Here is a 25,812-nt window from a genome sequence, read left to right as displayed (position 1 = left end):
CTTTATTTATTTACTTTGCCGGTAGAATTATTATTTCAAGATAAAACATAAACACTGACTCACCTATGCTACTCGACATCATCATTGTATTAGCCATTATGGTTTTAGGAATGGGTATTGGCCTATTTATTGGGAATCGACCAAAAATCATAAAAGTAGTGGGAATTCTAACCTCATTCTCAATCTTCCTTTTGTTGTTTCTTTTGGGAATAGGCGTCGGTACCAATGATAAAATAATCAACAACCTCCATTCAATAGGTTTGCAGGCATTAGTGCTTACACTTGGAGCTATATTAGGTTCCCTGATTTGTGCGTGGGCGACCTACAAATTTTTCTTTCAACAGAAATAGTTTTTGTCCTATTTTCTCAAACCTCAATTCTACAATCTCACACCTCATTATAATATGAAAGGCAGTTTAATCATTCTCAGTTTTTTTGTTTTAGGTTTAATCCTCGGACTAACTCGCTTTTTACCTACTTCCCTTTTAGAAGGAGATTTCAGCATATATGCACTTTACCTACTTATGTTTTTAGTGGGAATTGGTATAGGTACCGATCGTGATTCTTGGAAAGTGATTCGAGAAGTCAATATCAAAATCATACTCGTACCCCTTTCTGTGATCGTGGGTTCATTAATTGGTGTATCTGCCGTATCAGTATTATTATCAAGCATCAATATTGGCGAAGCTATGGCCGTAGGCGCTGGTTTTGGGTATTATAGTCTTTCTTCAGTTATCATTACAGAATTTCACTCTGAAACTTTAGGAGTCATTGCTCTCCTATCGAATATTATTAGAGAGGTACTAACCCTTTTGGCAACACCACTATTTGTAAAGTATTTTGGTAAATTAGCAGGTATCGCTTCGGGTGGTGCAACAGCTATGGATACCACCATGCCAATCATTGTACAATACTCAGGTAAAGAATATGCAATTATTGCTGTTTTTAGTGGTATTGTATTAACAATTTTAGTTCCTGTTATCGTTCCTCTAATTCTCCAATTCTTATAAAAATAGTTCAATACCTGCCTGAATAAGAACAAGCATAAACGACAAGCAGTTTAAACTCATTTTAAAGGAGATAAAAGCTAAAAACAATTTATTTTTTCTAAATTTACTTCTCAATTAACAGCCAATTGAATGATTTGCTTTAACGAATTCATACTTCTCTACAATTGTTCGTACAAAGGTTTGTACGAATGCTGGATTTGTTAGCATCTCCCCTCACCCCTAACTTATTTCGTTCATCCAATTTAATAGATTATACTCTTTACATGGGATTACTATATTCTATTAATTGAACAAAAAGAACAACAATAAGCTCGATCATTCTTACCTTAAGAAGCTATAGCACAAAACTAAACAAACCCAAAATCCTATCGTATGTTTTCAAAAGAAACTTATATCAACAGACGCAATAAGCTAAAATCTGATGTTAAATCTGGTATCCTTTTATTCCTGGGAAATGATGAATCAGGTATGAATTATGCTGATAACACCTACCATTTCCGTCAGGATAGCACCTTTTTATATTTCTTTGGTTCTGACTATGCAGGCTTAAATGCCATTATCGATATCGATGAAAACCGTGAGATCATTTTTGGTGACGAACTAACAATCGATCATATTGTATGGATGGGAACTCAACCTACCATAAAGGAAAAATCTGAACATGTAGGTATCAATGAAACAGCACCTGCCTCTAAACTCAAGGATTACCTCCAATCTGCAATGGCAAAAGGAAGACAAATCCATTATTTACCACCCTATCGTCCAGAGCACCAAATTAAATTATTTGATCTTTTAAATGTGATTCCATCACAAGCTAATGCAGGGCAATCTATCGATTTTGTAAAAGCTGTGGTTAACCAACGAAATTATAAGAGCCAGGAAGAGATTGTATTAATTGAGGACGCGGTGAATATTACTGCCGATATGCATTTAGCAGCAATGAGAATGGCTCGCGCAGGCATGAAGGAATCCGAGGTTGCTGCTGCCGTTCAGCAAATTGCTATTGCCGCTGGGGGACAACTATCCTTTCCGGTTATCGCAACCATCAATGGGCAAACCCTACACAACCATTATCATGGTAACACTCTGAAAAGTGGCGATATGTTACTTCTCGACTGTGGTGCTGAGAACAGTATGCACTATGCAGGCGACATGTCAAGTACATTCCCTGTAGACAAAACATTCACAACACGTCAAAGGGAAATTTATCAGATAGCACTTAATGCTCACGAAGCTGCTATCGATATGCTTGCTCCAGGAGTTAAATTTAAAGATATTCATTTAAAAGCTGGGCGTACTATTGCTGAAGGTATGAAGGAAATGGGCTTTATGAAAGGTGATTTGGACGCTGCGGTACAACAAGGTGCTCATGCGCTATTCTTCCAATGTGGATTGGGTCATATGATGGGTATGGACGTTCATGATATGGAAAACCTTGGTGAAGTTTATGTTGGTTATGACGGTGAAGCTAAAAGCACACAATTCGGACTTAAATCCTTGCGTTTAGGACGTGAGTTGGAAGAAAATTTTGTTCTGACCATTGAGCCTGGCATCTACTTTATACCTGAGCTGATTGATATGTGGAAAGCTGAAAACCGCTTCTCTGAATTCATCAACTACGAGAAAGTGGAACAATACAAAGACTTTGGTGGTTGCCGAAATGAGGAAGACTTCTTAATTACTAAGGATGGCGCTCGTTTACTAGGAAAACCAATTCCTAAAACCATTGCTGACGTCGAAGCACAAAGATAAATTGAGTTTAAGTTGTCAGCTATCCGTTGTCGGTAAACACAACCAATAATAGATAGCTGATACTTTACATTTTAACCTTTTCACTTATTACTTTACCCTTAACCTCATGCTCATATTAAATCAAAAAGAAATCTGGTCTGCACTTTCCTTCGAGGAGGCGCTTACTGCTATGGAAGAAGCCTTTCAGCTTTTTGAGGCAGGGGATTTTCATATGCCTGATCGCATGCACGCACACCATGGAGACAACACCCTTCTTTTGATGCCTTGTTTTACCGATCAGTTTTTTGGGACCAAACTCGTTAGTGTTAACCCGGAAAATCAAAAAAGAAACCTACCTTCCATTTACGGCAGTATGATTTTAAACGATGGTAAAAGTGGCGAAGCATTAGCTCTAATGAACGGTGCAGCTTTAACAGCTTTCCGTACAGGAGCAGTAGGTGGAATTGGAATCAAATACACCACTCCCAAAAATACTGATTCAGTAGGCATAATTGGCACAGGAGTTCAAGGCTATACTCAGGCTTTATTTGCCTGTAAAGTACGCCCCATCAAAAAGCTCTATGTATTCGACACACAGCAAAAAAAAGCAAATGAATTTATAGATAGGCTGCAGGTAGAATTACCTAATGTCCAATTTGAAAGCTGCATTAGCAATCGGGAACTGGTAGAAAAGAGTCAAATTATAATTACAACAACGACCTCGAAACAAGCTGTTATACCTGATGATGCAGAATTATTGAAAGGCAAACATTTTATTGGTATTGGTTCCTATATACCCGATATGCATGAATTTCCTGCACAACTCTACCCTCTTCTGGATAAATTGTATGTGGATACACCTTTTGCCAAAGAAGAAACGGGAGATGTGGCTACTGCTCTAAAAGAGTCTTTAATTGATGAATCACAAGTCACACCTATCAGTAAACTTGTGACTTTAGGTAAACCTACAAATGAAAATACCAGCCTGTTTAAATCTGTAGGTATGGCCCTATTTGATGTGGTAATGGCGCAAAAAATATACACTCGCGCACTGGAATTAAATATAGGAACCAAAATAGAGATATAAATGTTATCAGTTTTTCTCACTTTATCCTTAAGCCTTTTTACTTTATCCTTGAACGATGAATATACTTGACAATTGGAAATGGGAAGCACCCAAAGACTGGTTAAAAATAAAAACCATTGATTTGCATACCGGAGGCGAACCTCTACGTGTATTCACCCACGGTTTACCCGAGATTAAAGGCAATACCATTCTTGAAAAGCGCCGTTATTTCCGAGACAATTACGACTACATCCGTACCGGAACCATGTGGGAACCTCGTGGACATGCCGATATGTATGGCGCTATAATTACCGAGGCCACAAGCGAAGATGGAGATTTTGGCACCTTCTTTTTGCACAACGAAGGCTATAGTACCATGTGTGGACATGCTATGATTGCACTGATTACTCTGGTATTGGATACAGGAATGATGGTTCGTGATGAAGACAATCCTATCATCCGAATTGATGCCCCTCCGGGACAAATTACCTGTCAGGCATTCAGGAAAAGCGGGAAAGTTGAGCGTGTATCTTTTAAGAATGTCCCTTCATTTATGTCCCTAAAAAATCAGGTGGTTGATGTGCCGGAATTGGGCAAAGTTCAATTCGATCTTGCTTATGGCGGAGCCTTTTATGCCTATGTACAAGCTAACGATCTGGGTTTAAGTCTTGATGAATCAGACTATAATAAGTTGATAGACTATGGCCGTAAAATAAAATATGCAGTTATGGATCAATTCGAGGTGAAACATCCTTTCGAAGACGATTTGAGCTTTTTATATGGCACAATCTTCATTGGGAAAGCAGAAGATCCTAAGCATCACTCTCGCAATGTCTGCATTTTTGCTGAAGGCGAAGTCGATCGTTCTCCAACAGGATCGGGTGTGAGTGCCAGAGCAGCCATTCATTACGCAAAAGGTGAATTGAAATTAAATGAAGAAATCACAATCGAAAGTATTTTGGGCAGCACGATGACTGTGAAAGTTGTCGAGCCTTCTGAATATGACGAGTATCAATCTGTAATTCCCGAAGTGAGTGGCACTGCATCGATTACAGGACAAAACGAATTTTATTTTGACCCGAATGATCCTCTAAAGGATGGGTTTATTTTTAGATAAAAAAAGAAGCAACAACAACCATGAAGATAGAAAACCTGTAAGCTGAGTCGAAAGAATTATATAAGATTCACCTTATTTGCAATAAGCCTTAGACTTTGGCTATCAGGTTTTCTTTTTACTATGAACACTCAAACATGAAATTATAAGCATATGCAACGTCAAAAATTCAACTATTTATTAATCATCGCTTTTATTTGGATATCAGCTGCCTGCCAGACCCAAACCAAAGATCTACTCACTCAACTCAAAGAACTACCCAATGTTAGTGTCGAAAAGATTGTAGGCGATACCACATTCACCGATTACTTCGAAATGTGGTTCACACAGCCTATCGATCATGAAAAACCCGAACTCGGTAGTTTTAAGCAAAGAGTTCTTTTGGGTCATCATGATCTATCAAAACCAATGGTTGTAGAGATTCAAGGCTATAATATATGGACCCAAAAAGCCGGAGAACTCAGCAAACTAATCGATGCCAATCAATTGACCATCGAACATCGCTATTTTAAACAATCGAGACCAGATAGTCTGCAATGGGACAAACTCACCATTAAACAAGCTGCTGCAGATCAACATGCCATTATTCAGGCTTTGAGAAAGATCTACAAGAACAAGTGGATCTCTACAGGTATTAGTAAAGGTGGACAAACGACCATTTACCACCGTTACTTTTACCCCAATGATGTCGATGTATCTGTACCTTATGTGGCTCCTATGAATCTGAGTCGTGAGGACAAAAGAATTCATCAACATCTGGCAACAGTAGGAAGTGAAGATGCTAGAAAAAAGGTTAACGATTTTCAGATAGCTTGTTTCGAAAAGAAAGATAAACTACTAAGGCTTCTTGAAGAATTAACAACTAAAAAGAAATGGGAGTTTTCTATGGGAATAGAAGGTGCTTTAGATTTGAATATTTTAGAATATTCCTTTGCTTTTTGGCAATGGGGAAATACTAGCCTTAATGAAATTCCAAACTCAGATGCCAATGCCGAAGACTTATTCAAACATCTAACTAAAACTTCACCATTCTCTTTCTTTGAAGCCAAAGATATTATTACTCAACAGCCTTTCTTCTATCAGGCATTAACTGAGATTGGCATGTACTCATACGAAGTTTCTCCTTTTAGTAAATACATCAAATACGATAAAGATCTAACTTTCGACTTCACCCTACCCGAAGGTGTTGATGGGACTTTCAATCCGGAATCGATGATAGCCGTAAATCAATGGTTACAAGCCGATGCTGAAAAAATGCTATTCATCTATGGTGAATATGATACATGGTCAGCCACTCAGGTGGAGCTAAAGGGTAACGATAAGTGTCAGAAATTCATTAATCCAGCTGGTGCTCACAGAACCCGAATCAAAAGCTTCCCTACCCAGATGCAAAAAGAGATTGTGAGAACACTGGAGGTCTGGTTGGAAATGGAGATTGACGAACAAAAGTTGAAAAGTGAAAAAGTAAAAGGGTGAAAGAGTTAATAAAATTGTTTTCGATTATCAGTTTTCCGACAATAAACAACAGATGCACAAACGTATAGACACACATCCGTAAAGACGGCCGTGCGCCTCTATAAAAATAAAAACCATGAAAAAACTACTAATCATACCCTTACTAACGTTTTTGCTTATATGGCAACAAGCCAATGCCTGTACCGACATTGTAGCTGGTAAAAAGGCAACTGTAGACGGTTCAGTAATCACCTCACACACCTACGGGGGAAACGATACCCGAATTCGTGTCGTACATGGGCAGAAATTCCCAGCTGGAAGCATGACGCCTGTTTATTATGGCTTGCAAGAAATAAATGGTGCATTGGATAATTACGGTGAGATTATAGGTCAAATTCCTCAAGTGGAGCAAACCTACACCTACTTTCATTCAGCCTATTCGCATATGAATGAGTACCAACTGGCTATTGCCGAAAGTACCATGAGTCAAAAACCAGAATTACAGGTTGACAGAGAAAGTGGCAAACAAATTATGACTGTAGAACAAGCCATGATTTTCGCCCTACAGCGTTGCAAAACAGCTCGCGAGGCCATAAAGCTAATCACTTCACTGATGAACCAATACGGTTTTCTACCTTCATGTGGACCTGAATCAGAAGCCCTATGCATAGCTGATCCCAATGAGGTTTGGGTACTTGAAATTGTGGCTGTTGGTAAGGATTGGACACCTGAGTCAGGAAAACCGGGTGCTATTTGGGCTGCACAACGTGTGCCAGACGATCACATCGCTATTGTACCTAACTGGAGCATCATTAAAGAGATCGATCTTGAAAAACCAGAATGGTTTATGGCATCAGATAATTACAAGCAGGTAGCCATCGATCATGGATGGTACAAAGAAGATTCGGGCAAACCTTTCATATGGCAGGAAGCTTACAGTCCTTGCTTTCGTGAATGGGCCAGTAGTCGTTTTTGGTTATTCTACAGCAGTTTTGCGCCCAATTTCAAGGATTGGCCTGATCGTAGCCTAAATAACCCTTACAAGGGACAGGATGCCTACCACCAATTTGTTGAGGATGTTTCGAGCTACCCTTTCTCAGTTAAGCCTGAAAAGAAAATCTCAGTTCAGGATATCATGGCTTTTCAGCGATCGACATTCGAAGGAACCATTTACGATAAAACATCCGACCCGGATTGGTATGTACCAACACAAGATGGAAAACTAGAGAAGAGTCCCTTAACGACTCCTTTCCCAACAACAGCTATGCGTGAATTGCTGGACATAACCAATCGCAGAAATGTATCCAAAGGCAATTATGGCATGATTTGTCAGTTGAGATCGTGGTTACCCGATGCCATTGGCGGGGTTTACTGGGTATTCCAGGACAATCAGTTCACTTCTCCCTATGTGCCTATTTATGCCGGTACACAGGAGATTCATCAGTCATATAAAAACTACGACCCGAATCAATTCAATCCGGAGTCGGCACGTTGGGCCATCGATTTTGTAGATAACCTGATGTATTTGCGTTGGCAAGATGCCGTTAAGGATATGCAACTGTATCGTGATCCGTTTCAGCAAAGTTTATTCGACAACTTAGAAGTTAACGACAAAAAAGCAACAGCTCTTTATAATAAAAGCCCTAAAAAGGCTAAGGCATTCCTAACTCAGAAAAGCAATGAAAATATGCAAGGTGTGGTCGATTTGTATACTCAAATCAGGAACATTCTAATTACCAAATACACCAATAATAAACAAGGAAGCTAAACAATTAGGGATTAGCCTTTTTAGATGTTTATAATTTGTTTTTAAATTGCCATATGGAAGTTTCTTGAACAATAATCTACCTGTGTGTGGTAATTTACACATGCTCGTTTCTTAGATTTACTTTATAAAAAAACTCATAATGCCACGAAGTGGCTAAATTTGAATAACCGTCCATGAAGTGGACGGTACAATGAAAAATGAACATCATCCCTGAAAGGGGTGAACAAACAATCTCGCTATGGGCAGTTATAGACAAATTCTTTATCATATTGTTTTTAGAACAAAAAATAGCCTTAAAACACTCCCTTTAGAGCATAATGATAAATTATACGCTTATATCATGGGGATAATTAAAAAGAAAGATTGTCATTTATATAGAATAAATGGAATGCAAGATCACCTACACATTATAACTGATTTACATCCGAGTGTTGCTCTAGCAGATTTGATGAGAGAAATAAAAACATCCTCTTCGGTATGGCTTAAGCAACAAACTGAGTATCGTGAATTTAAAGGATGGTCAGATGGTTATGCCGCATTAACCGTGTCTTTTAAAGATAAAACTAGAGTGGTTAAATATATTAAAAATCAGCAAGATCATCATAAAACTGAATCCTTTTCAAATGAATTTAGAAGATTGCTCGAAGAAGAAGAAGGTATTGAAATTGATGAAAGATATTTCTTAAAATAGTTTACCCCCTTCGGGGAAAATTCAAGACCTATATCTACCGTCCATTTCATGGACGGTTATTCAAATATCGCCCATTCTGGGCTAAAAAGTATGTACTAATATTATAAAATTCCTCAGTCAACACAGTTTTAAAATAACTAAGGAATTAAAATATGATAATAAATTGACAATCAACAACCAACCATAAAATGAAAACAACTTTAACGCTATTGCTTATTCTCTTCTACCAGGGCATTTTTGCTCAAGAGAAAGCAAGTGCCAACGATTGGGAAAACCCTCAAGTCATTGGCATTAACAAAGAAAAACCGAGAGCAAGTTATTTTGCCTATCGCAACTTAAACAATGCGCTTAAGAATACCAAAGAGAATTCCGAATACTACATCAATCTAAACGGAACATGGAGATTCAACTGGGTTCGCAAACCAGCTGACCGTCCTGTTGATTTTCACAAAACCAATTACGATATCTCAGACTGGAAAGACATTAAGGTTCCGGGGCATTGGGAACTTCAGGGCTACGGAGTGCCTATTTATACCGACGTCTCCTACCCTTTCCCAAACAACGAACCTTTTATTCCTCATGATTATAATCCCGTTGGATCTTATAAGAGAGATTTTAATATCCCAGCGGACTGGAATGGTGAAGAAATATACATCCAGTTTGGCGGGGTGCGCTCAGCCATGTATTTGTGGGTAAATGGCAAAAAGGTTGGCTATAGTCAGGGGAGTAAAACCCCAGCTGAGTTTAATCTTACTGACTATGTAAAAACTGGTATAAACCAGCTTGCCGTAGAAATTTATCGCTTCAGCGATGGTTCTTATCTCGAAGATCAGGACTATTGGAAAGTGAGTGGTTTCGAGAGAGATGTCTATCTGTATGCCCGCCCAAAAACACATATTCGTGACTTCTTTGCACATGCCGACTTGGATGAAACCTACACACATGGTCAGTTCAAACTTGAAGTTGAGCTTAATAAGATCGATTCAAAAGCTGAGAGTAAAACCGTAAATATTCAGGTTTTTGATGGGGATAGAATCGTCATTAATCAGGACATTAAAACCAGCTTAAAACAAGGTGATAATCAAGTGAGTTTTACAGGAGAAATTCCTAATGTACGCAAATGGTCTGCAGAAACACCTGAACTATATGACCTACAGATTAGCCTGAAAACTTCGAATAAGAAAAACATTGAGGTCATTCGCCGAAAGATTGGTTTCCGTACAAGTGAAATCAAGAATGGACTACTTCAAATCAATGGAGTTCCTATTGTGATCAGAGGGGTTAACCGTCACGAGCACGATGCTGACAATGGTCGTGTGATTACAGAAGAATCAATGATTAAAGACATTGAGTTGATGAAACAATTCAATATTAATGCGGTGAGAAATTCACATTACCCTAACCGCGAACGCTGGTACGAGCTCTGCGATGAGTATGGCTTGTACCTGGTGGACGAAGCTAATATCGAAGCTCACGGTTGCGATCCTTACAATAAGGAGAAAACATTGGCCAATAAGCCAAACTGGAAGAAAGCATTTCTGGACAGAACCCAGTCGATGTTTCAGCGCAGTAAAAACCATGCAGCTGTTATCATCTGGTCTTTGGGTAACGAAACTGGAAGAGGTCAGAACTTCCACGCCACTTATGACTGGCTAAAGAAGCAAGACAGTTCCCGTCCTGTTCAGTCTGAGGATTCTGGTCTGGAATCAAACACTGATATCTTCTGTCCCATGTACGACCGCATATGGGAGATGATGAAATATGCCGAGAAGGTACAAACCCGTCCACTGATTCAGTGTGAGTACGCTCATGCCATGGGAAATAGTGTTGGGAATCTGAAAGATTACTGGGATTTGATTCACAAACAAAGACAGCTTCAAGGCGGTTTCATTTGGGATTGGGTAGACCAAACCTTTAGAAAAGAAACCGAGAAAGGCGATACCATTTTTGCCTATGGTGGCGATATGGGTATTTATAAGATCCAGAATGATTCTAACTTTTGTGCAAATGGATTGATAACAGGTGACAGAAAAATTCACCCTCATATTTGGGAAGTGAAAAAGGTTTACCAACCTATCGCATTCGAGAAGATCGATCACGCTTCCAATCAGTTTAAAATCATCAACCTTCACGATTTTATAGATATGACTGCTTTTGACTTTAGCTGGACATTAAACGAAGATGCTACTGAAATTGCATCAGGACAACTGAATGGCATTGCGTTAAAGGCACATGAAGAGAAAACAATAAGCATTCCATATCCTGTTATAGATCCTAAAGCCGGGAAAGAATACTTCATAGAACTTCAGGCCCATAGCAAAAATGAGATGCCTCTTGTTCCTCAGGGACACTTGGTTGCCTGGGAACAGTTCCAATTACCTGTATCAAAAGTAATGTCTGTGAAAGCGGCAAGCACACTTGGGAAAGTAAAACTAAAAGAGAACAAAGACGAGCTAAGCCTAATTGCCGGTGACATTCAGATTCGATTCTCAAAACAAACCGGAAGTTTAAGTTCATACCAAATCGATGGTAAGGAACTGATGGCTCAGGATTTAAAACCATTCTTCTGGAGAGCAGTTACCGATAACGATTTGGGTAATGGCCTACCAGCAAAGTGCCAGGCTTGGAAAGAAGCTGGTGAAAAAGCTCAAGTTCTTTCATTCGAGAGCAAAAAACTGAGCAATCAGGTGGTGGAAGTGATCATCTCACTTGATCTCCCAACTGTTTCAAGTAAGTATGAAACGCAATATCTGATTTATGGGAATGGTGATATTAAAGTGAAAAACACCTACCATCCTGAAGCGAATAATATTCCGATGCTACCACGCCTTGGGATGCAAATGCAATTGCCTAAGTCTTTCAACCAAATTGAATGGTTTGGTCGTGGCCCTCAGGAGAGCATGAGCGATAGAAAAACAGGCTATCCGGTAGGACATTACAAAAGTAGCGTTGCAGAACAATACCACCCTTACGTACGCCCACAGGAAACCGGTAACAAAACCAACTTGAGATGGATGGCTCTTACCAATGAGCAATCTTTAGGTTTCATGGTGCTTTCTAAGTCTGAATTAGCCGGATCGGCACTCCCTTTCGACTATAAAGAACTCTATCACTCAGGCAAGGGAAATACTCAGAAACATGGAGCTGAAATTAAAACTGGTGAGGTCATAAGCTGGCAGATTGATTACAAGCAAATGGGTGTTGGTGGCGATACATCATGGGGTGCACCAGTGCACTCGGAATATTCGATTCCTGCACAAGATTACAGCTACGAGTTTATTCTACGCCCTATTAATGGTGAAAAGGATTTGAATGAATTGAGTAAATTAAGATTTAAATAAAAGATCGTTTTAACCGCAAAGAACGCTAAGTATACGCAATGGACGCTAAGAAAAAAACATGTATAATACAGTTGTATCATTTGCCAAGCCTGACACTTTGTGGAAGAAAATCAATAACACCAGCCTTTAGGCTGGTGTTAATTAACCCGTTAAAATGGGCTTTAGCCCTTCAATATTATTACACATAAACGTATTACTTTTACCCTATCACTAAATCGCATGCTTAGCGTAAATCTTTGCGCACTTTTAGCTTATATTTTATCCATCATGAAAAATAAAAACCTATACATATTACTTTTCTCTATTCTGGTTTGGAGTGGTTGTCAGCCGAAGGCTGATAAAGTAACAAATCTTCAGGAGGAAATGGCCAATGTGCTCAACATTCAGGGCATTCCTCAGGGACAGTACAAACTGGACCCTTTCGGATTTTCCGATATGGGAGCTTGGCATGGGTATGCCCTTCCCGATATGGATAGTACGAACTATTACGGCGGGTTCTCAGGACCACTTTGCATGAAAATGTGGGGACAATGGGTGAGTAAAAACCTCTGCCAACTGGAATTGACTGATGCTAGCAGCATGACTACCATCGATTTGAGCAAAGCAAAAGCTGAGCTCAATTACAAGCCTGGTAAATTGGAGCAAACTCTAGAATTAGAACATCTAAGTCTAAAACTTAGTTTAATTTTTATTAGTGATAGAACGGCTCTTATCAAAACCGATATCACAAACAAAAGCAATAAAAACCAAAGCCTCTTTGTGGGCTGGAAAGGTGAGTTATTCCCTAAGGATATCGCGCTTAGCGAATCGGAAAAGGGTTTGCAAATCGATTTTGCCAACGGAGATGAATTCCTTCTGATGCATAACGATTCAGACAAGTCGATTCAAATCTCTCCTGATAAGCATTCCTACCAAATGTTTTTAAAGGATAAGCAAGAGATTACTTCAGGTGAGACACTAAATGTAAACTTACTTCACTCCTACTATTTTAACGAGGAAGAAGCTGCTAAGGAAGCCAGTCAATATAACAATTGGCTATCTGAAACTGATCAGTTATTTGCTGACAATAAAAGCAGATGGAATGCTTATTTAAACAAAGCTCTAGACAGCAAGAATCCATTACTAGACAAGGAGGAGAATCGCAAACTAGCAGTAAAGTGTGTGCAAACCCTACAGACTAACTGGCGATCGGCAGCCGGCGATTTACAGCACTCGGGTGTCTTTCCATCTGCAGCATATCAGGGATTCTATGGCTTTTGGTCCTGGGACTCTTGGAAACAAGCCGTTGCCCTTGTGCGTTTCAATCCGGAACTGGCAAAAAGCAACCTGCACTCCATGTTCCAGTATCAGGATGAGATGGGTATGGTAGCCGATTGTGTGTATTTCGATCCTAAGGAAAATAATTGGCGTGATACCAAAGCACCATTAGCCAGTTGGGCGGTTTTAAAAATCTACAAAGAGACATCCGATCTTGAATTTGTGAATGAAATGTACCCTAAGTTGGTGAAGTATCATAAGTGGTGGTACCAGTACCGCGACAACGATAAGAACGGATTATGTGAATATGGCTCAACTGATGGAACACTCATCGCTGCCAAATGGGAATCTGGAATGGACAATGCCGTTCGTTTTGATGATTCTAAAATGCTAAAAAATAATGAAAATGGCTGGTCGATGAATCAGGAATCGGTAGACTTGAATGCTTACTTACAGGCTGAGAAAGAAGATTTAGCTGAATTGGCTAAAATTATTGGTCATGCAGAAGAAGCCAAAAGCTACAAGCTTGAAGCCTCATCGCTAAAGAAAAGAATAGCTGCTGATTTTTGGGACGAAGCAACTGGTTTTTTCTACGATAGAGAAATTGTAACAGGTAAGCTATTAACGGTTCAACAAGGACCTGAAGGTTGGATTCCACTTTATACGGGTATTGCTAGTAAAGAGCAGGTGAAAAGAGTCGTTTCCATCCTTATGGATTCGACGAAGTTTGCAACAAAAGTTCCCTTCCCTACCTTAGTTGCAGACCATAAGAAGTTCAACCCTTTAAAAGGGTATTGGAGAGGTCCGGTTTGGTTGGATCAGGCTTACTTCGGTATAAAAGCTTTGGAACAGTATGGTTACCAAAAAGAAGCTGATCAATTAAGTCAAAAGCTAATACAAAATGCTGAAGGTCTACTTAAAGATGCACCAATTAGAGAAAATTATCATCCCATCAGCGGAAAAGGACTGAATGCAAATCATTTCTCGTGGTCAGCCGCACACTATCTGATGCTGCTTAGCGACGAGAGCAAATAACAAACAACATTTAATTATTAGTTAGTCGGTGATAAAGGGTATTTTGAAATCTGTTTACAGATTTTGGGATGCCCTTATTTTCTTTTAACTTCAATATTATCCCCACAATTATGAACAACAAATCCTAAATATTTTATTGTATATTAGATAATTATCAACACGTAAATAATTCATCTATGAAATCGATATTTACTATTCTCATAATTTTACTTTCCATACAAATCTCTCAAGCTAATATAGACAGTTTGAAGATTAAATTTGAAAAAGCAGAAGGAATAAATAGACTCGAAACATGTAATGATATTTTCATTTATTATTTAGAAGAAAATAATATTGATAGTATCATGAAATATTACTCTTTGACAATTATAGAGAGTAAAATGGCACAAAACAATCATTATACTGCAAGAGCTAATTATAATATGGCTATTAATCATAATAGGATGGGCTTATATCAAGAAGCCAAAGAGCATAATTTACAAGCTATAGATTATTATCTCTTATCTAAGGATACTATCGGTTACGTGAAAACATTAAATAATTTAGCTTTAAGTCTGAAATCTCAAAATCAATACCAAGAAGCTCTTCAATACCTATACAAATCTCTAGAAATAATCGCAAATAATACAGATTCTGAGCTCTATTTGAAAACTCACCTGAATTTGGGGATAGTTTATTATAGTATGGATAATTACGATTTAGCTTTAGATTTTTTTTACAAATCAATTCATCTGGCAAACTCAAATAACTTTAAAGAATATTCAAAACCACTACTCAATAATATCGCATCAGTACATACGATGAAGTGCAATTATGATAGTGCTCGTTATTATTACCACAAATCAAAACCTATAATTAAAGACGAAAAACATTCAAGTTTTTCTAACTACTTCAACAACCTGGGGTACATAGATTTAAAAATAAGAGACTACGAGAGCGCACTTGATAATTTTGAAAAAGCTCTTGAAATTAGACGAGCAAATTCTGAATATGATAAGATGGTTTCAAGTTTGATCCAAATTGGGAAACTCTATTCTGAAATGGGTGATAAAAAACGAGCCATCGATCATTTCATGCAAGCTGATAGCATTACTCATAAGATAAACAATATTGAAGGCATAAAGGATGTCTCAAAATATTTATCTGAAATTTACTACGATTTAGGAAAATACAAACTCGCCTCTGATTTTCTCAAAAAATATTCAACAGCAAAAGATTCCATAGTAGGAAATAAGTATAATTCGCAAATAGCACGAATGAATACTGTTTATAACTTGAAAACTAAAAACAAGGAAAATAAATATCTAAAATCTCAGAATATTATTCAAGAAATTGAAATTAAGCGTCAATCTAATATCACAACATTCTTTCAAATACTTTCGCTAATCATCCTTATATTCATTGGGTACGTTGGTTTCAATTTACGTCGTAATAGAAAAAGAAATAAAATTCTTAAAGAAAAAAATGATAAAATATCCCAACAATATGAAGAATTAGAAAAAACAAAAATCGTTCTACAAGAGTTAAATGCCACAAAAGATAAATTTTTCTCTATTATAGCTCACGATTTAATCAATCCTTTTCATGTCATCATTAGCCTAACACGAATTCTTGATGCGGACTTTGATTCATTTTCAAATGAAGAAAAAAAAGAACTTATAAACGATCTGCATAACACTTCGATTAACACATTTTCTTTACTCGAGAATCTACTAAACTGGTCTCGCTCTCAAAGAGGTCAGATTAAAGTAAACCCTCAGGAGTTTTTAGTTCAAGATTTAGTTTCAGATTGTATTGCTGTTCAAACTGGTAATGCAAAAATAAAATCGATACAACTAGAATCATTTATTCAAAACGAACTTAAACTTATATCTGATAAAGATATACTCCAAATTTGTTTGTGCAATCTTATTAGTAATTCTATAAAATTCACACCACAAAATGGTTCTATTCAAATTACATCAAAATTAGAACAGCAAAATGTTCTTATATCCGTACAAGATTCGGGAATTGGTATGACAAACGATAAAATTAATAAACTTTTCAATATCAATGAAAATTCAAGTACAGCTGGAACCGAAAATGAAAAAGGAACAGGTTTAGGTTTGATATTAGTAAAAGAACTTGTTGAGAAAAATAAGGGAACGATACATGTTGAAAGTGAAGTTGGAAAAGGCAGTAATATTACAATCTCCTTACCAATAACTGTGAAAGCACTCCCTCCTAACCCGATAGGTTAAGCTTCATCTTTCTCTTCAGGTATGATACCTACTTCTTTACAAGAATCAACATAGTGAAGATCCTCAGCTGCATTGTAGAATACTGCAAAAGCTGTATTTATCCACACTATTGAGATTAAAATACCAAAGCCTAATAGAACCAAACCAAGCATGATGATTATAAATGAAAGAATACCCATCCCTAGAATGGTCAAAAAATATCCTTTGGTCATATAAAAACTCAGTTTAAGAGATTCAACAACCTTATGCTTTTTATCCATAATTAAGTAGGGAACAAAAACCAGACGACAGGCAAGAAATATACCAGGAATCAATAAAAGAACAAGTCCGAGACCAACTACCAACACAACTAATAATCGACTCAGAATAGCCCTAGAAAAAGTTCTAAAACCTAAGAATGTTTCCTCAAATACAAAGTCTTTCTTTCTGGCAACTTTTGTGAAAACATGAATCACACCATAAGAGTAAATCGATGCGATAGCAAAATAATAAACTACCTGAATTAACTGTAAAATACTGAATGTAAAATCAAAGCCATCAGCACTTGGTTGAGTTTGCTGCATCAGCCACATTGGAGTCTCTATAGCCGCACCTACAAAGATGATCAAAATCAGCATCCAAAAATGCTTTTTCATCAACGAAAAAGCTTCTTCGAAACAGGCGCTCACCGTTGGATAAACCTTTAGAATCATATCATCTTTACAGTAATCAAACTTCATGAGCTAAGTCTTTTAATTTGGAAAGTAAATATAATGAAATAAGCTGAAACAAATAATTCCCAGCTTATCTCACACCAATGTTTCAAACTACATTAAACGTTTTTCACCTGTCAGTTTACGTATATCTGTCAAATCTTGACTAACCTCGATACAGCCTTTATAAGCACCTTTCTCATCTCTAAGAGCAAAGTATTGGATCAGAATAAAACGTCCCTTCATTTCTATCCAAAAAGGCTCACTATCCTTACTTCCATCTCTAAAAGCTCGTACCAACTCATCAACAATATGAACACTCTCTGGAGGATGACAATTCTGAACAGTACGTCCTATTATTGCCTTTGATCGCGGAAAGAATCGTTCTTTAGGGTTTGAAAAGAAGCAAACCTTATCATTCTCATCAATCATCGTAATATCAACAGGCAGATTATTCAATAATAAAATGGCTTGTTTTAAGGTCATCAAACCTGTATCGAAATTAAGAAGCGTGTTTTCCAATTTATTATCACTTAAAAAATCAGATTCAAATGATTTATCAGCTTTCAACGGCTTCTCTTTCTTAAGCTTAGGAACCTGAATATAAGCATAACCCAATTCTTCACTTTGCTGTAACATGTCTTCCCAAGCATCTTGGTTTACAGCGTTGAGAGCAATAGGAAACAATAGATATTCTTCTCTGAAGATAATAGTGTACATATCAAAAAACAGATCGCCCAAAAGCTTATTAATATGCTTTTTATCCAAGTTAACTTCCAAAAGAGCCATTAATAAGGCCTTCTGCCTATTTCTGATATCATCATGAATAGACCACATAACCCCAAGGCATTTGTATTGAGGATACTCTTTTTCGAAATATGGAAAAAGTATATTCTCTTTTCTGATATAATGCTTTTCCATTTGCATCAGATCTTCAACCCCTATTCTTAGATGTTCAGATACTTTCGCAACATCAAGATTCTCATTATTAAAATCTTTGACCCAGGATTTCAAATTTTGCAACCGTCTTTCAAGCTCTCGGTTTTCTTTTTTCAGATAAGTCAAAAAATGATCTTCGGGTAATGAGACTGGTTCTTGAGATAGTATTTGTTTGTGAAAAACATTGAGGGCCTTATTAATTCCAATTTTTAAATCCCCCATTGGTAAATCAGATTCTACCAGTCGATGAACTACAAGAATGATATCATTGGCTGTTAAATCATCAATCGCAGCCTGATGTTTTTTAATTAGCTCTCCCCCTTTCTCTCCAATCGTTAATCGATAGCAAAAATCGTAAAGGGAGTCTATTCTAGCTTGGGTATTATTTATAAATTCTGACATAGTTTTAGCTTATTGATTTCAAACTTATAATTTACGCTATTTTCAATAAATATTCCATTTCAAATTCTCTTTTAATTGAAAAAACATAAGGATCATAGTTTAGATCGAGATCTAGTATAAAAAAAGGGAATGCCAATTGGCATTCCCTTTAAAAAAATATGATAAAATTGGAATTAGTCCAATTTATGAATCAATAATCCTGAACGTAGTTTAGGCTCAAACCAAGTTGTCTTAGGAGGCATGATGTTACCTGTATCAGCAATATCAATTAACTGCTGCATAGAAACTGCGTATAAAGCAAAAGCAACTTTCATGCTACCATTGTCAACACGTTTCTTCAACTCTCCTAATCCACGAATACCACCTACGAACTCAACACGAGTCGTTGTACGAAGATCTTTAACATCTAATAGGTTATCCAATACATGGCTTGAAAGGATTGTTACGTCCAATACACCAATAGGATCCTTATCATCATAAGTACCTTCTTTAGCATTTAGCTTGTACCATTTGTTATCTAAATACATAGAGAACTCATGAAGTTTAGCTGGCTTGTAAATTTCCTCACCCATGCACTCAACTGCGAAAGTCTCTTCCAATTTAGCTAGGAATTCAACTTCAGTCATTCCGTTAAGATCTTTAGCTACACGATTGTAATCGATAATTGCCAATTGATCATCTGGGAAGTGAACAGCCATAAAGAAGTTATACTCTTCATCACCTGTATGATTAGGGTTCTTAGCAGCAAACTCATCACCAATACGAGCAGCAGCAGCTGTTCTATGATGACCATCAGCTACGTAAGTAGAAGGAACTTTAGCTGCGAACAACTCTTCCAACTCTTTGTTAATAGCTGCATCGTTTACAGGCCAGAAATGGTGACCGAATCCGTCTTCAGCAACAAAATCGTACTCAGCTTCTTCGTTCTTTACGATATTAGCTACGATAGCGTCAATCTCTGGAACAGCTTTGTATGAAAAGAATACTGGCTCAAGGTTAGCCTCTGTATAACGAGTTAAGATCATACGATCTTCCTCTTTGTCTGGACGAGTAAGCTCATGCTTCTTGATCACACCAGTTTTGTAGTCTTCACAAGCAGCATTTGCAACGATACCGTACTGAGTACGTCCGTCCATAGTTTGAGCATAGATATAGAATTTAGCTTCTGAATCTTGCTTTAACCAACCTTTTTCTTGCCATAGCTTAAGGTTAGATACTGATTTTTCGTAAACTTCGTTAGAGTGAACGTCTGTTCCAGCAGGACAGTCGATCTCAGCACGAGTGATATGAAGTAAAGAACAATCTTTACCTTCAGCCATCTGTGCAGCTTCTTCCGAGTTCATTACGTCATATGGTAAACATGCTAAATCTTTAGCGATATCTTTTGTTGGGCGTAAGCCTCTAAATGGTTTTACAATTGCCATGATTAGGTATTTTGTATGTTTGGTATTTTATTTTCTGTAAAATTTAAGGAACCTTGTAATCGAATTTAATCGACTACTTATTCACTCTAAATGTTTCGTCTCCTTTTTCAATAAGGTTCACAATCTGATTAGCTCCGGCAATACCAGCGTTAATGTTTGCTTCAGCAGTTTGTGCTCCCATTTTCTTAGGAGTAAAGAAAAAGCGGCCTTCATATTTAGCAGCAAATTCATCTTTACAGTCAGGTGCGATGTCTGAGATATAAGCAAAATCTTTACGATCTTCCATAAGTTTCAACATACCTTCTTCGTCAATCACTTCTTTACGAGCTGTGTTAACAAGGATACCACCCTCAGGCATCTTGTTCAACAAATCGTAATTAATTGATTTCTTAGTCTTGTCGTTGGCAGGAATATGCAACGAAACATAGTGACAAGTGCTATAAAGCTCTTCCACGGTGTCTACTGCCTTAACTCCATCAGCTTCAATAGCTTCTTTTGCAACAAAAGGATCGAATGCATAAACTGTCATTCCGAAACCTTTAGCAATATTAGCAACATGTCTTCCTACGTTACCATAAGCATGAATACCGATATTCTTACCTCTTAACTCAACACCAGCTTTTCCGTTATAACCTTTACGAGCAAGGAAAACCATCATTCCTAATGCTAGCTCAGCTACAGCGTTCGAGTTTTGACCAGGTGTATTCATGGCCACAATACCTTTTTCAGTACAAGCTTCAAGATCGATATTATCGTATCCTGCACCGGCACGTACAATTACCTTTAGGTTTTTAGCTGCTTCAAGCACCTCGCGAGTTGCTTTGTCAGAACGAATAATCATTCCATCAACATCAGCAACAGCTGCTATTAATTCAGCCTTATCTGTGTATGACTCTAGCAAAGCTAGTTCATATCCTGCACCTTCAACTACTTCGCGAATCGCGTTTACAGCAGCAGGAGCAAAAGGTTTATCGGTTGCAATTAAAACTTTAGTCATTTTATTATTTTAAAACGTTAAAAATAAAATGTCATTGCCAGCCAAATCGAAGTTATCCATATCGGATCCCTTTAGTCGTTCCTCATGCTTTAATGACTCAAAATAAAGATTTGAGTATGTTGCCATACTCAAATCCATATAATCAGGTAATTACTTTACATGCATTGTTTCGAATTCTGTCATGCAGTCTGCTAATGCCTGTACACTTGCTTTTGGTAAAGCATTGTAAGTAGAAGCACGGAAACCACCAACTGAACGGTGACCTTTAATTCCAGACATACCTTTAGAAGTAGCGAAATCGTAAAATTCTTTTTCTAATTCTTTGTACTCGTCAGTCATTACAAAACAGATATTCATTAATGAACGATCTTCTTTGTTGATAACAGTACCTTTGAACATTGGGTTACGGTCAATCTCATTGTAAAGAACCGCAGCTTTATCTTCGTTCATTTTCTGCATTGCAGAAACACCACCTTGTTCTTTGATCCATCTCAAAGTTTGAAGAGCAGCAAATACAGGAACTACTGGAGGTGTGTTAAACATAGACTCACCTTTAATATGAGTTGTATAATCTAACATTGTAGGAATCTGACGATCCATTTTACCTAGTAATTCATCTTTAACGATTACAAAAGTAACACCAGCTGGTGCTAAATTCTTTTGAGCTCCACCATAAATCAATGCATACTTAGATACATCAACAGGGCGAGAGAAAATATCAGAAGACATATCAGCAACAAGAGGTACATTCACGTCCATGTCGTACTTGATCTCAGTACCATAAATGGTATTGTTTGTAGTGATATGGAAATAATCTGCATCAGCAGGAATTTCGTATCCTTTTGGAATGAAATTGTAAACTGTTTCTTTAGAAGAAGCAACTTCAACAACTTCACCAAATAATTTCGCTTCTTTTTGAGCTTTGTTTGCCCAAGCACCTGTGTTAAGGTAAGCTGATTTCTTAGCCATCAAATTGTAAGGAATCATGCAGAACTGAGTCGATGCACCACCACCTAAGAATACAACTGAATATCCTGCTGGAATATCCAATAATTCTTTAAACAAAGAGGTAGCTTCGTCCATCACGGCAACAAATTCTTTGCTACGGTGAGATACTTCCATTAAAGAAAGAGTTGTTCCGGCAAAATTCTTAATAGCTGCAGCAGTATTTTCTACTGTTACGTCTGGAAGGATTGAGGGTCCTGCAGAAAAATTATGTACTTTCATCTTCAATATTTTTTAAAATGTGAACGTTTGCATATTCATCCGCAAATTTGCAAATAAAAATGAAGAATTTACTTGTCAAAATTCTTTTTTTATATGTTTTTCAACAAAAAAAAGCACAGCTCCCCATATCGCTATATACAATTGAATATCTAACAGTTAAATAACAAATCAATCAACATTCGAAATCGTTTTCATCTATGATACCTAATGCAACAAAAAAAACGCTTGCTTGTGATGTATCACAAGCAGGCGTTTAATATATATATGCAGATTAAAATTGGCAAATCAATCTCAATCTATCATTTAAGATACTAGCTTTTATAAAAAGGAATTTTTACAATTTTTGCTTTAAGTGCTTTCTTTCTTACACGGATGTAAATTTCAGTATCCACTTTGTAGAAACCTTCTTTTACGTAACCCAGACCAATTGATTTCCCAAGAGCTGGAGCACTGGTTCCTGAAGTAACTTCACCAATTTCATTACCTTCAGCATCCTCAATTTTATAGCCATGACGAGGAATACCACGGTCGATCATCTCGAAACCTTTCAAACGACGCTTAGGCTTATCAGCTTTCTGCTTCTCGAAAAATTCTCTATCGATAAAATCATTACCCTCAACAAATTTAGTTATCCAACCTAGACCTGCTTCAATTGGTGTGTGATCATCATCAATATCGTTTCCATATAAACAGAATCCAACTTCAAGACGAAGTGTATCACGAGCAGCTAAACCGATTGGCTGAATACCGAATTCTTTACCGGCTTCCATAACAGCATTCATTAATTTTTCGCCATCTTCGTTAGCTACATAAATCTCACATCCACCAGAACCAGTATAACCTGTAGTTGAGAAAATTACATTCTCAATACCAGCCATATTTACTTTCTGGAATGTGTAATATTCCATATCTTCAACAGGAACATCAATAAGCTTCTGCATTGCTTTAAGAGCCAAAGGACCTTGAACTGCTAACTGACAAATTTCATCTGAAGCATTATAAAGTTCTGTTCCTACTTCTAAGCCCATTTCTTCAGCATTCTTAACACACCATGCCCAGTCCTTATCAATATTAGCTGCATTCACAACTAATAAATAAGTTTCAGAATCGATACAGTAAACCAATAAGTCATCAACAATACCACCTTTTCCGTTTGGAAAACATGAGTACTGAATTTTTCCATCAGTTAAGGCAGCCACATCATTAGTGGTTAATTTCTGAACAAAGCTAAAAGCCTTAGGTCCTTTTACCCAAAACTCACCCATGTGAGATACATCAAATACACCTAGCTTTTCACGAACACACATGTGTTCATCCTTAATACCAGTAAACTCAATAGGCATATTATAACCAGCAAATTCTGCCATTTTAGCGCCTAATTCTTCATGAAAACTAGTGAATGCAGTTCTTTTCATCTGTTTGTTGTTTGAATTTTAAGATTTCAATGTGTTCTCCAATAAAAGCCAGAAAAACATTTCAATTCTTATTTTAAGTATTGTTTATATAACTCACTCAAATACAAAGAATATAAAAATATCGATACTCCTCATAATTGTACTTATTGAATTTTCATTCTATTTTGTTTTGCAAATGTAAAAGAATCCAAATTCTAGGCAAAAAAATACCGATTAAACTTCAAAATATACATTGTATTATAAAGCATATTTTTAAGATCATCCGGATATTCTATCATTATGAATTTAAACTACTTCCTAAATAAACTATAATTCGTTATTATTTTTTTTCTTGTTTCATTCTCAAAACTAACGACAAAGGCTTTACCAACATCTAATCTATCTTTAAAATAGATCGCATCTTCTATATTGTCAAAATTCCCAATCGTGTATCGATACCATTCACCATCATAGGAACTAACAACCTCATGTTTACCTCGGTATATTTTTTTCAACTCAACAGTCTTCATTGCTATTTTTGAAGCTGCAATTTGAATTTTATAAGTCGTCATTAGAATTTTCACTTTCTCAACAACTGGAATCGAAACTGGAATTACCTCAGGAAGAATATCTATTTTTTCAACAGGTATAACGGGTTCAATTTTCTCAAGAATCTTTATTGGCTCAACAAGCTCATCTTCAACCACTGTCTCTACAATAAGTTTCTTACTGTAAATATCGAATTTTCCATTTTCACCTCTATCAGAATCGAATAAAAACGAATCACCTTCATAAGGAAAGAAATGACGATCATCGTAGGCAGAATTAATTGGGACCCCCATATTCTTAGCTTGCATCCAGCTACCACCTTCATCTTTCTCAGATTTAAAAATATCGTATCCCCCAATTGTATTTCTTCCTTTAGAACTAAAATACATCACCTTTCCATCATTCGAAAGAAAAACATCTCTCTCATCATATTTCGAGTTAATTTGATCACCAAGCTTTATGGGGTCACTCCATTCACCATCATTATCTTTCTGAGAATAAAAAATATCAGTTTGATTTTCGTCTCTATCACTTACAAATACAACAGTATTACCATCAGCAGTGAAAGATGCTGACGATTCATCAGATTTCAATTTATTCATAAAGAATACATCCATCTCTTTGATCCAGTACTTATCACTTTTTTGCATAAAGATTAAATCTCCAAACCCAGCATATTTATCGTAGAATAAATATTGATTATCATCTACCTTAGCAACCATCATGGGTAAATAACGCGATTTCTTTTCATCATTTAAGATACTAAAATTCGCCCATTCACCATTAATTAGAGCAACACTAAAACCTCTTAAGGATGATTCATCTTTATTCTTTTTCTTATCACCAACAATTATTCTATCCGAGTTGAAAAATAATTTTGAGCCATCTTTTATTGCAAGTATATCGTTGGCTTCAGAATTTATTGGTGATGGCAATTTTTCAACATTAAAATCTGCGGATTGTTCGGACAAAATTTGTCCACTTTTGCATTCATCTATATATCTAAAAACAGAAGATAGTTTTTCTGTATTTCGCCTTGCGCCTTCATGCTGAAGAATTTCAACATAAGTTTTATAGTTTAAAATAGCGTTTGAAAAATCATTAGAAAATTGGCATGCTTGTCCTAAAAACAAATAAAGTTCAGCATTTATATTGGGTTTCAAAACCTTAACTTGTTCAAAATATGATTTTGCTAAATCTTTCTTACCGTACTTTAAATAAGACTGACCAATATTATAATTCAATTCAGCATTATTACTATTGAACTTATTACATTCTAATAGAAAATTGAGACATTCTGTAAATGATGATTCTCCTTTTTTAAAAAGTCTCTTAGCCTTACTTATATTTTTCAAGAGCGTCTTTCCTTCAATGTTATCTCCAACGAATTCAGCAGGATCAATCCTCATAAAACCCTGAGCATATGCATTCCCTGCAGAAAAAAATAAGAAAAATAACAGTATTCGTAATAATTGCATGG

Annotated in this window: 18 protein-coding genes; 11 read left to right on the top strand and 7 right to left on the bottom strand. The window is 36.8% G+C overall.

What is annotated here, in order from left to right; genetic code table 11:
- Window positions 1-65: 65 nt before the first annotated feature.
- The 11 genes from ACXR6G_RS09135 to ACXR6G_RS09085 all read left to right on the top strand — a co-directional run bounded on the left by ACXR6G_RS09135 (window position 66) and on the right by ACXR6G_RS09085 (window position 16,708).
- Complete coding sequence (locus ACXR6G_RS09135; protein WP_458361114.1) at window positions 66-350, top strand: LysO family transporter; 285 nt, start codon at window positions 66-68, stop codon at window positions 348-350.
- A gap of 54 nt (window positions 351-404) precedes the next feature.
- Complete coding sequence (locus ACXR6G_RS09130) at window positions 405-1,010, top strand: lysine exporter LysO family protein (RefSeq protein ID WP_458361113.1); 606 nt, start codon at window positions 405-407, stop codon at window positions 1,008-1,010.
- A gap of 372 nt (window positions 1,011-1,382) precedes the next feature.
- Window positions 1,383-2,762 (top strand): aminopeptidase P family protein, encoded by a 1,380-nt coding sequence (locus ACXR6G_RS09125; protein WP_458361112.1) that lies wholly within the window; start codon window positions 1,383-1,385, stop codon window positions 2,760-2,762.
- 106 nt (window positions 2,763-2,868) lie between these two features.
- Complete coding sequence (locus tag ACXR6G_RS09120; RefSeq protein ID WP_458361111.1) at window positions 2,869-3,828, top strand: ornithine cyclodeaminase family protein; 960 nt, start codon at window positions 2,869-2,871, stop codon at window positions 3,826-3,828.
- A 55-nt stretch (window positions 3,829-3,883) separates the two neighbouring features.
- Window positions 3,884-4,924: a proline racemase family protein gene (locus ACXR6G_RS09115; RefSeq protein WP_458361110.1), complete on the top strand. Its 1,041-nt coding sequence runs from the start codon at window positions 3,884-3,886 to the stop codon at window positions 4,922-4,924.
- A gap of 150 nt (window positions 4,925-5,074) precedes the next feature.
- Window positions 5,075-6,397 (top strand): S28 family serine protease, encoded by a 1,323-nt coding sequence (locus tag ACXR6G_RS09110; RefSeq protein WP_458361109.1) that lies wholly within the window; start codon window positions 5,075-5,077, stop codon window positions 6,395-6,397.
- A 115-nt stretch (window positions 6,398-6,512) separates the two neighbouring features.
- Entirely contained in the window at window positions 6,513-8,144 is a 1,632-nt protein-coding gene (locus ACXR6G_RS09105) for a dipeptidase (protein ID WP_458361108.1), read from the top strand.
- A gap of 238 nt (window positions 8,145-8,382) precedes the next feature.
- Entirely contained in the window at window positions 8,383-8,835 is a 453-nt protein-coding gene (gene tnpA / locus ACXR6G_RS09100) for an IS200/IS605 family transposase (protein WP_458361107.1), read from the top strand.
- Window positions 8,836-9,023: 188 nt separating this feature from the next.
- Window positions 9,024-12,176 carry a glycoside hydrolase family 2 TIM barrel-domain containing protein gene (locus tag ACXR6G_RS09095; protein ID WP_458361106.1) on the top strand — a complete coding sequence of 1,051 codons (3,153 nt, stop codon included), beginning with the start codon at window positions 9,024-9,026 and terminating at the stop codon, window positions 12,174-12,176.
- A gap of 267 nt (window positions 12,177-12,443) precedes the next feature.
- The gene (locus ACXR6G_RS09090; RefSeq protein ID WP_458361105.1) at window positions 12,444-14,468 is read left to right on the top strand and encodes an MGH1-like glycoside hydrolase domain-containing protein; all 2,025 of its coding nucleotides are present in this window, start codon (window positions 12,444-12,446) and stop codon (window positions 14,466-14,468) included.
- 176 nt (window positions 14,469-14,644) lie between these two features.
- Complete coding sequence (locus ACXR6G_RS09085; RefSeq protein ID WP_458361104.1) at window positions 14,645-16,708, top strand: tetratricopeptide repeat-containing sensor histidine kinase; 2,064 nt, start codon at window positions 14,645-14,647, stop codon at window positions 16,706-16,708.
- Here ACXR6G_RS09085 and ACXR6G_RS09080 read toward each other — a convergent pair.
- The 7 genes from ACXR6G_RS09080 to ACXR6G_RS09050 all read right to left on the bottom strand — a co-directional run bounded on the left by ACXR6G_RS09080 (window position 16,705) and on the right by ACXR6G_RS09050 (window position 25,810).
- A complete protein-coding gene (locus tag ACXR6G_RS09080) occupies window positions 16,705-17,427 on the bottom strand; it encodes a hypothetical protein (protein WP_458361103.1) in 723 nt (240 codons plus the stop codon). The two genes, ACXR6G_RS09085 and ACXR6G_RS09080, sit on opposite strands and share 4 nt — an antisense overlap.
- Before the next feature lie 87 nt (window positions 17,428-17,514).
- Entirely contained in the window at window positions 17,515-18,741 is a 1,227-nt protein-coding gene (locus ACXR6G_RS09075) for a DUF438 domain-containing protein (RefSeq protein WP_458361102.1), read from the bottom strand.
- Window positions 18,742-18,914: 173 nt separating this feature from the next.
- On the bottom strand, window positions 18,915-20,165 hold the full coding sequence (locus ACXR6G_RS09070) for a DUF1015 domain-containing protein (RefSeq protein ID WP_458361101.1): 1,251 nt from the start codon (window positions 20,163-20,165) through the stop codon (window positions 18,915-18,917).
- A gap of 73 nt (window positions 20,166-20,238) precedes the next feature.
- Window positions 20,239-21,162, bottom strand: coding sequence for a 3-phosphoglycerate dehydrogenase (locus ACXR6G_RS09065; protein WP_458361100.1), 924 nt, complete (start codon window positions 21,160-21,162; stop codon window positions 20,239-20,241).
- Window positions 21,163-21,312: 150 nt separating this feature from the next.
- Window positions 21,313-22,389, bottom strand: a complete 1,077-nt coding sequence (gene serC, locus ACXR6G_RS09060) for a 3-phosphoserine/phosphohydroxythreonine transaminase (RefSeq protein WP_458361099.1) — start codon at window positions 22,387-22,389, stop codon at window positions 21,313-21,315.
- A gap of 311 nt (window positions 22,390-22,700) precedes the next feature.
- Complete coding sequence (gene gcvT, locus ACXR6G_RS09055) at window positions 22,701-23,804, bottom strand: glycine cleavage system aminomethyltransferase GcvT (RefSeq protein WP_458361098.1); 1,104 nt, start codon at window positions 23,802-23,804, stop codon at window positions 22,701-22,703.
- 290 nt (window positions 23,805-24,094) lie between these two features.
- A complete protein-coding gene (locus ACXR6G_RS09050; protein ID WP_458361097.1) occupies window positions 24,095-25,810 on the bottom strand; it encodes a hypothetical protein in 1,716 nt (571 codons plus the stop codon).
- Window positions 25,811-25,812 lie beyond the last annotated feature (2 nt).

Source organism: Ancylomarina sp. YFZ004, from assembly GCF_054254355.1.
Note: the sequence above shows the minus strand (reverse complement) of the source record. Positions and strands in the feature narration are given on the sequence as shown.

Coding starts and splice junctions, on each gene's coding strand:
- ACXR6G_RS09135 (WP_458361114.1), top strand. CDS start 66: ATGCTACTCGACATCATCATTGTATTAGCCATTATGGTTTTAGGAATG.
- ACXR6G_RS09130 (WP_458361113.1), top strand. CDS start 405: ATGAAAGGCAGTTTAATCATTCTCAGTTTTTTTGTTTTAGGTTTAATC.
- ACXR6G_RS09125 (WP_458361112.1), top strand. CDS start 1,383: ATGTTTTCAAAAGAAACTTATATCAACAGACGCAATAAGCTAAAATCT.
- ACXR6G_RS09120 (WP_458361111.1), top strand. CDS start 2,869: ATGCTCATATTAAATCAAAAAGAAATCTGGTCTGCACTTTCCTTCGAG.
- ACXR6G_RS09115 (WP_458361110.1), top strand. CDS start 3,884: ATGAATATACTTGACAATTGGAAATGGGAAGCACCCAAAGACTGGTTA.
- ACXR6G_RS09110 (WP_458361109.1), top strand. CDS start 5,075: ATGCAACGTCAAAAATTCAACTATTTATTAATCATCGCTTTTATTTGG.
- ACXR6G_RS09105 (WP_458361108.1), top strand. CDS start 6,513: ATGAAAAAACTACTAATCATACCCTTACTAACGTTTTTGCTTATATGG.
- tnpA (WP_458361107.1), top strand. CDS start 8,383: ATGGGCAGTTATAGACAAATTCTTTATCATATTGTTTTTAGAACAAAA.
- ACXR6G_RS09095 (WP_458361106.1), top strand. CDS start 9,024: ATGAAAACAACTTTAACGCTATTGCTTATTCTCTTCTACCAGGGCATT.
- ACXR6G_RS09090 (WP_458361105.1), top strand. CDS start 12,444: ATGAAAAATAAAAACCTATACATATTACTTTTCTCTATTCTGGTTTGG.
- ACXR6G_RS09085 (WP_458361104.1), top strand. CDS start 14,645: ATGAAATCGATATTTACTATTCTCATAATTTTACTTTCCATACAAATC.
- ACXR6G_RS09080 (WP_458361103.1), bottom strand. CDS start 17,427: ATGAAGTTTGATTACTGTAAAGATGATATGATTCTAAAGGTTTATCCA.
- ACXR6G_RS09075 (WP_458361102.1), bottom strand. CDS start 18,741: ATGTCAGAATTTATAAATAATACCCAAGCTAGAATAGACTCCCTTTAC.
- ACXR6G_RS09070 (WP_458361101.1), bottom strand. CDS start 20,165: ATGGCAATTGTAAAACCATTTAGAGGCTTACGCCCAACAAAAGATATC.
- ACXR6G_RS09065 (WP_458361100.1), bottom strand. CDS start 21,162: ATGACTAAAGTTTTAATTGCAACCGATAAACCTTTTGCTCCTGCTGCT.
- serC (WP_458361099.1), bottom strand. CDS start 22,389: ATGAAAGTACATAATTTTTCTGCAGGACCCTCAATCCTTCCAGACGTA.
- gcvT (WP_458361098.1), bottom strand. CDS start 23,804: ATGAAAAGAACTGCATTCACTAGTTTTCATGAAGAATTAGGCGCTAAA.
- ACXR6G_RS09050 (WP_458361097.1), bottom strand. CDS start 25,810: ATGCAATTATTACGAATACTGTTATTTTTCTTATTTTTTTCTGCAGGG.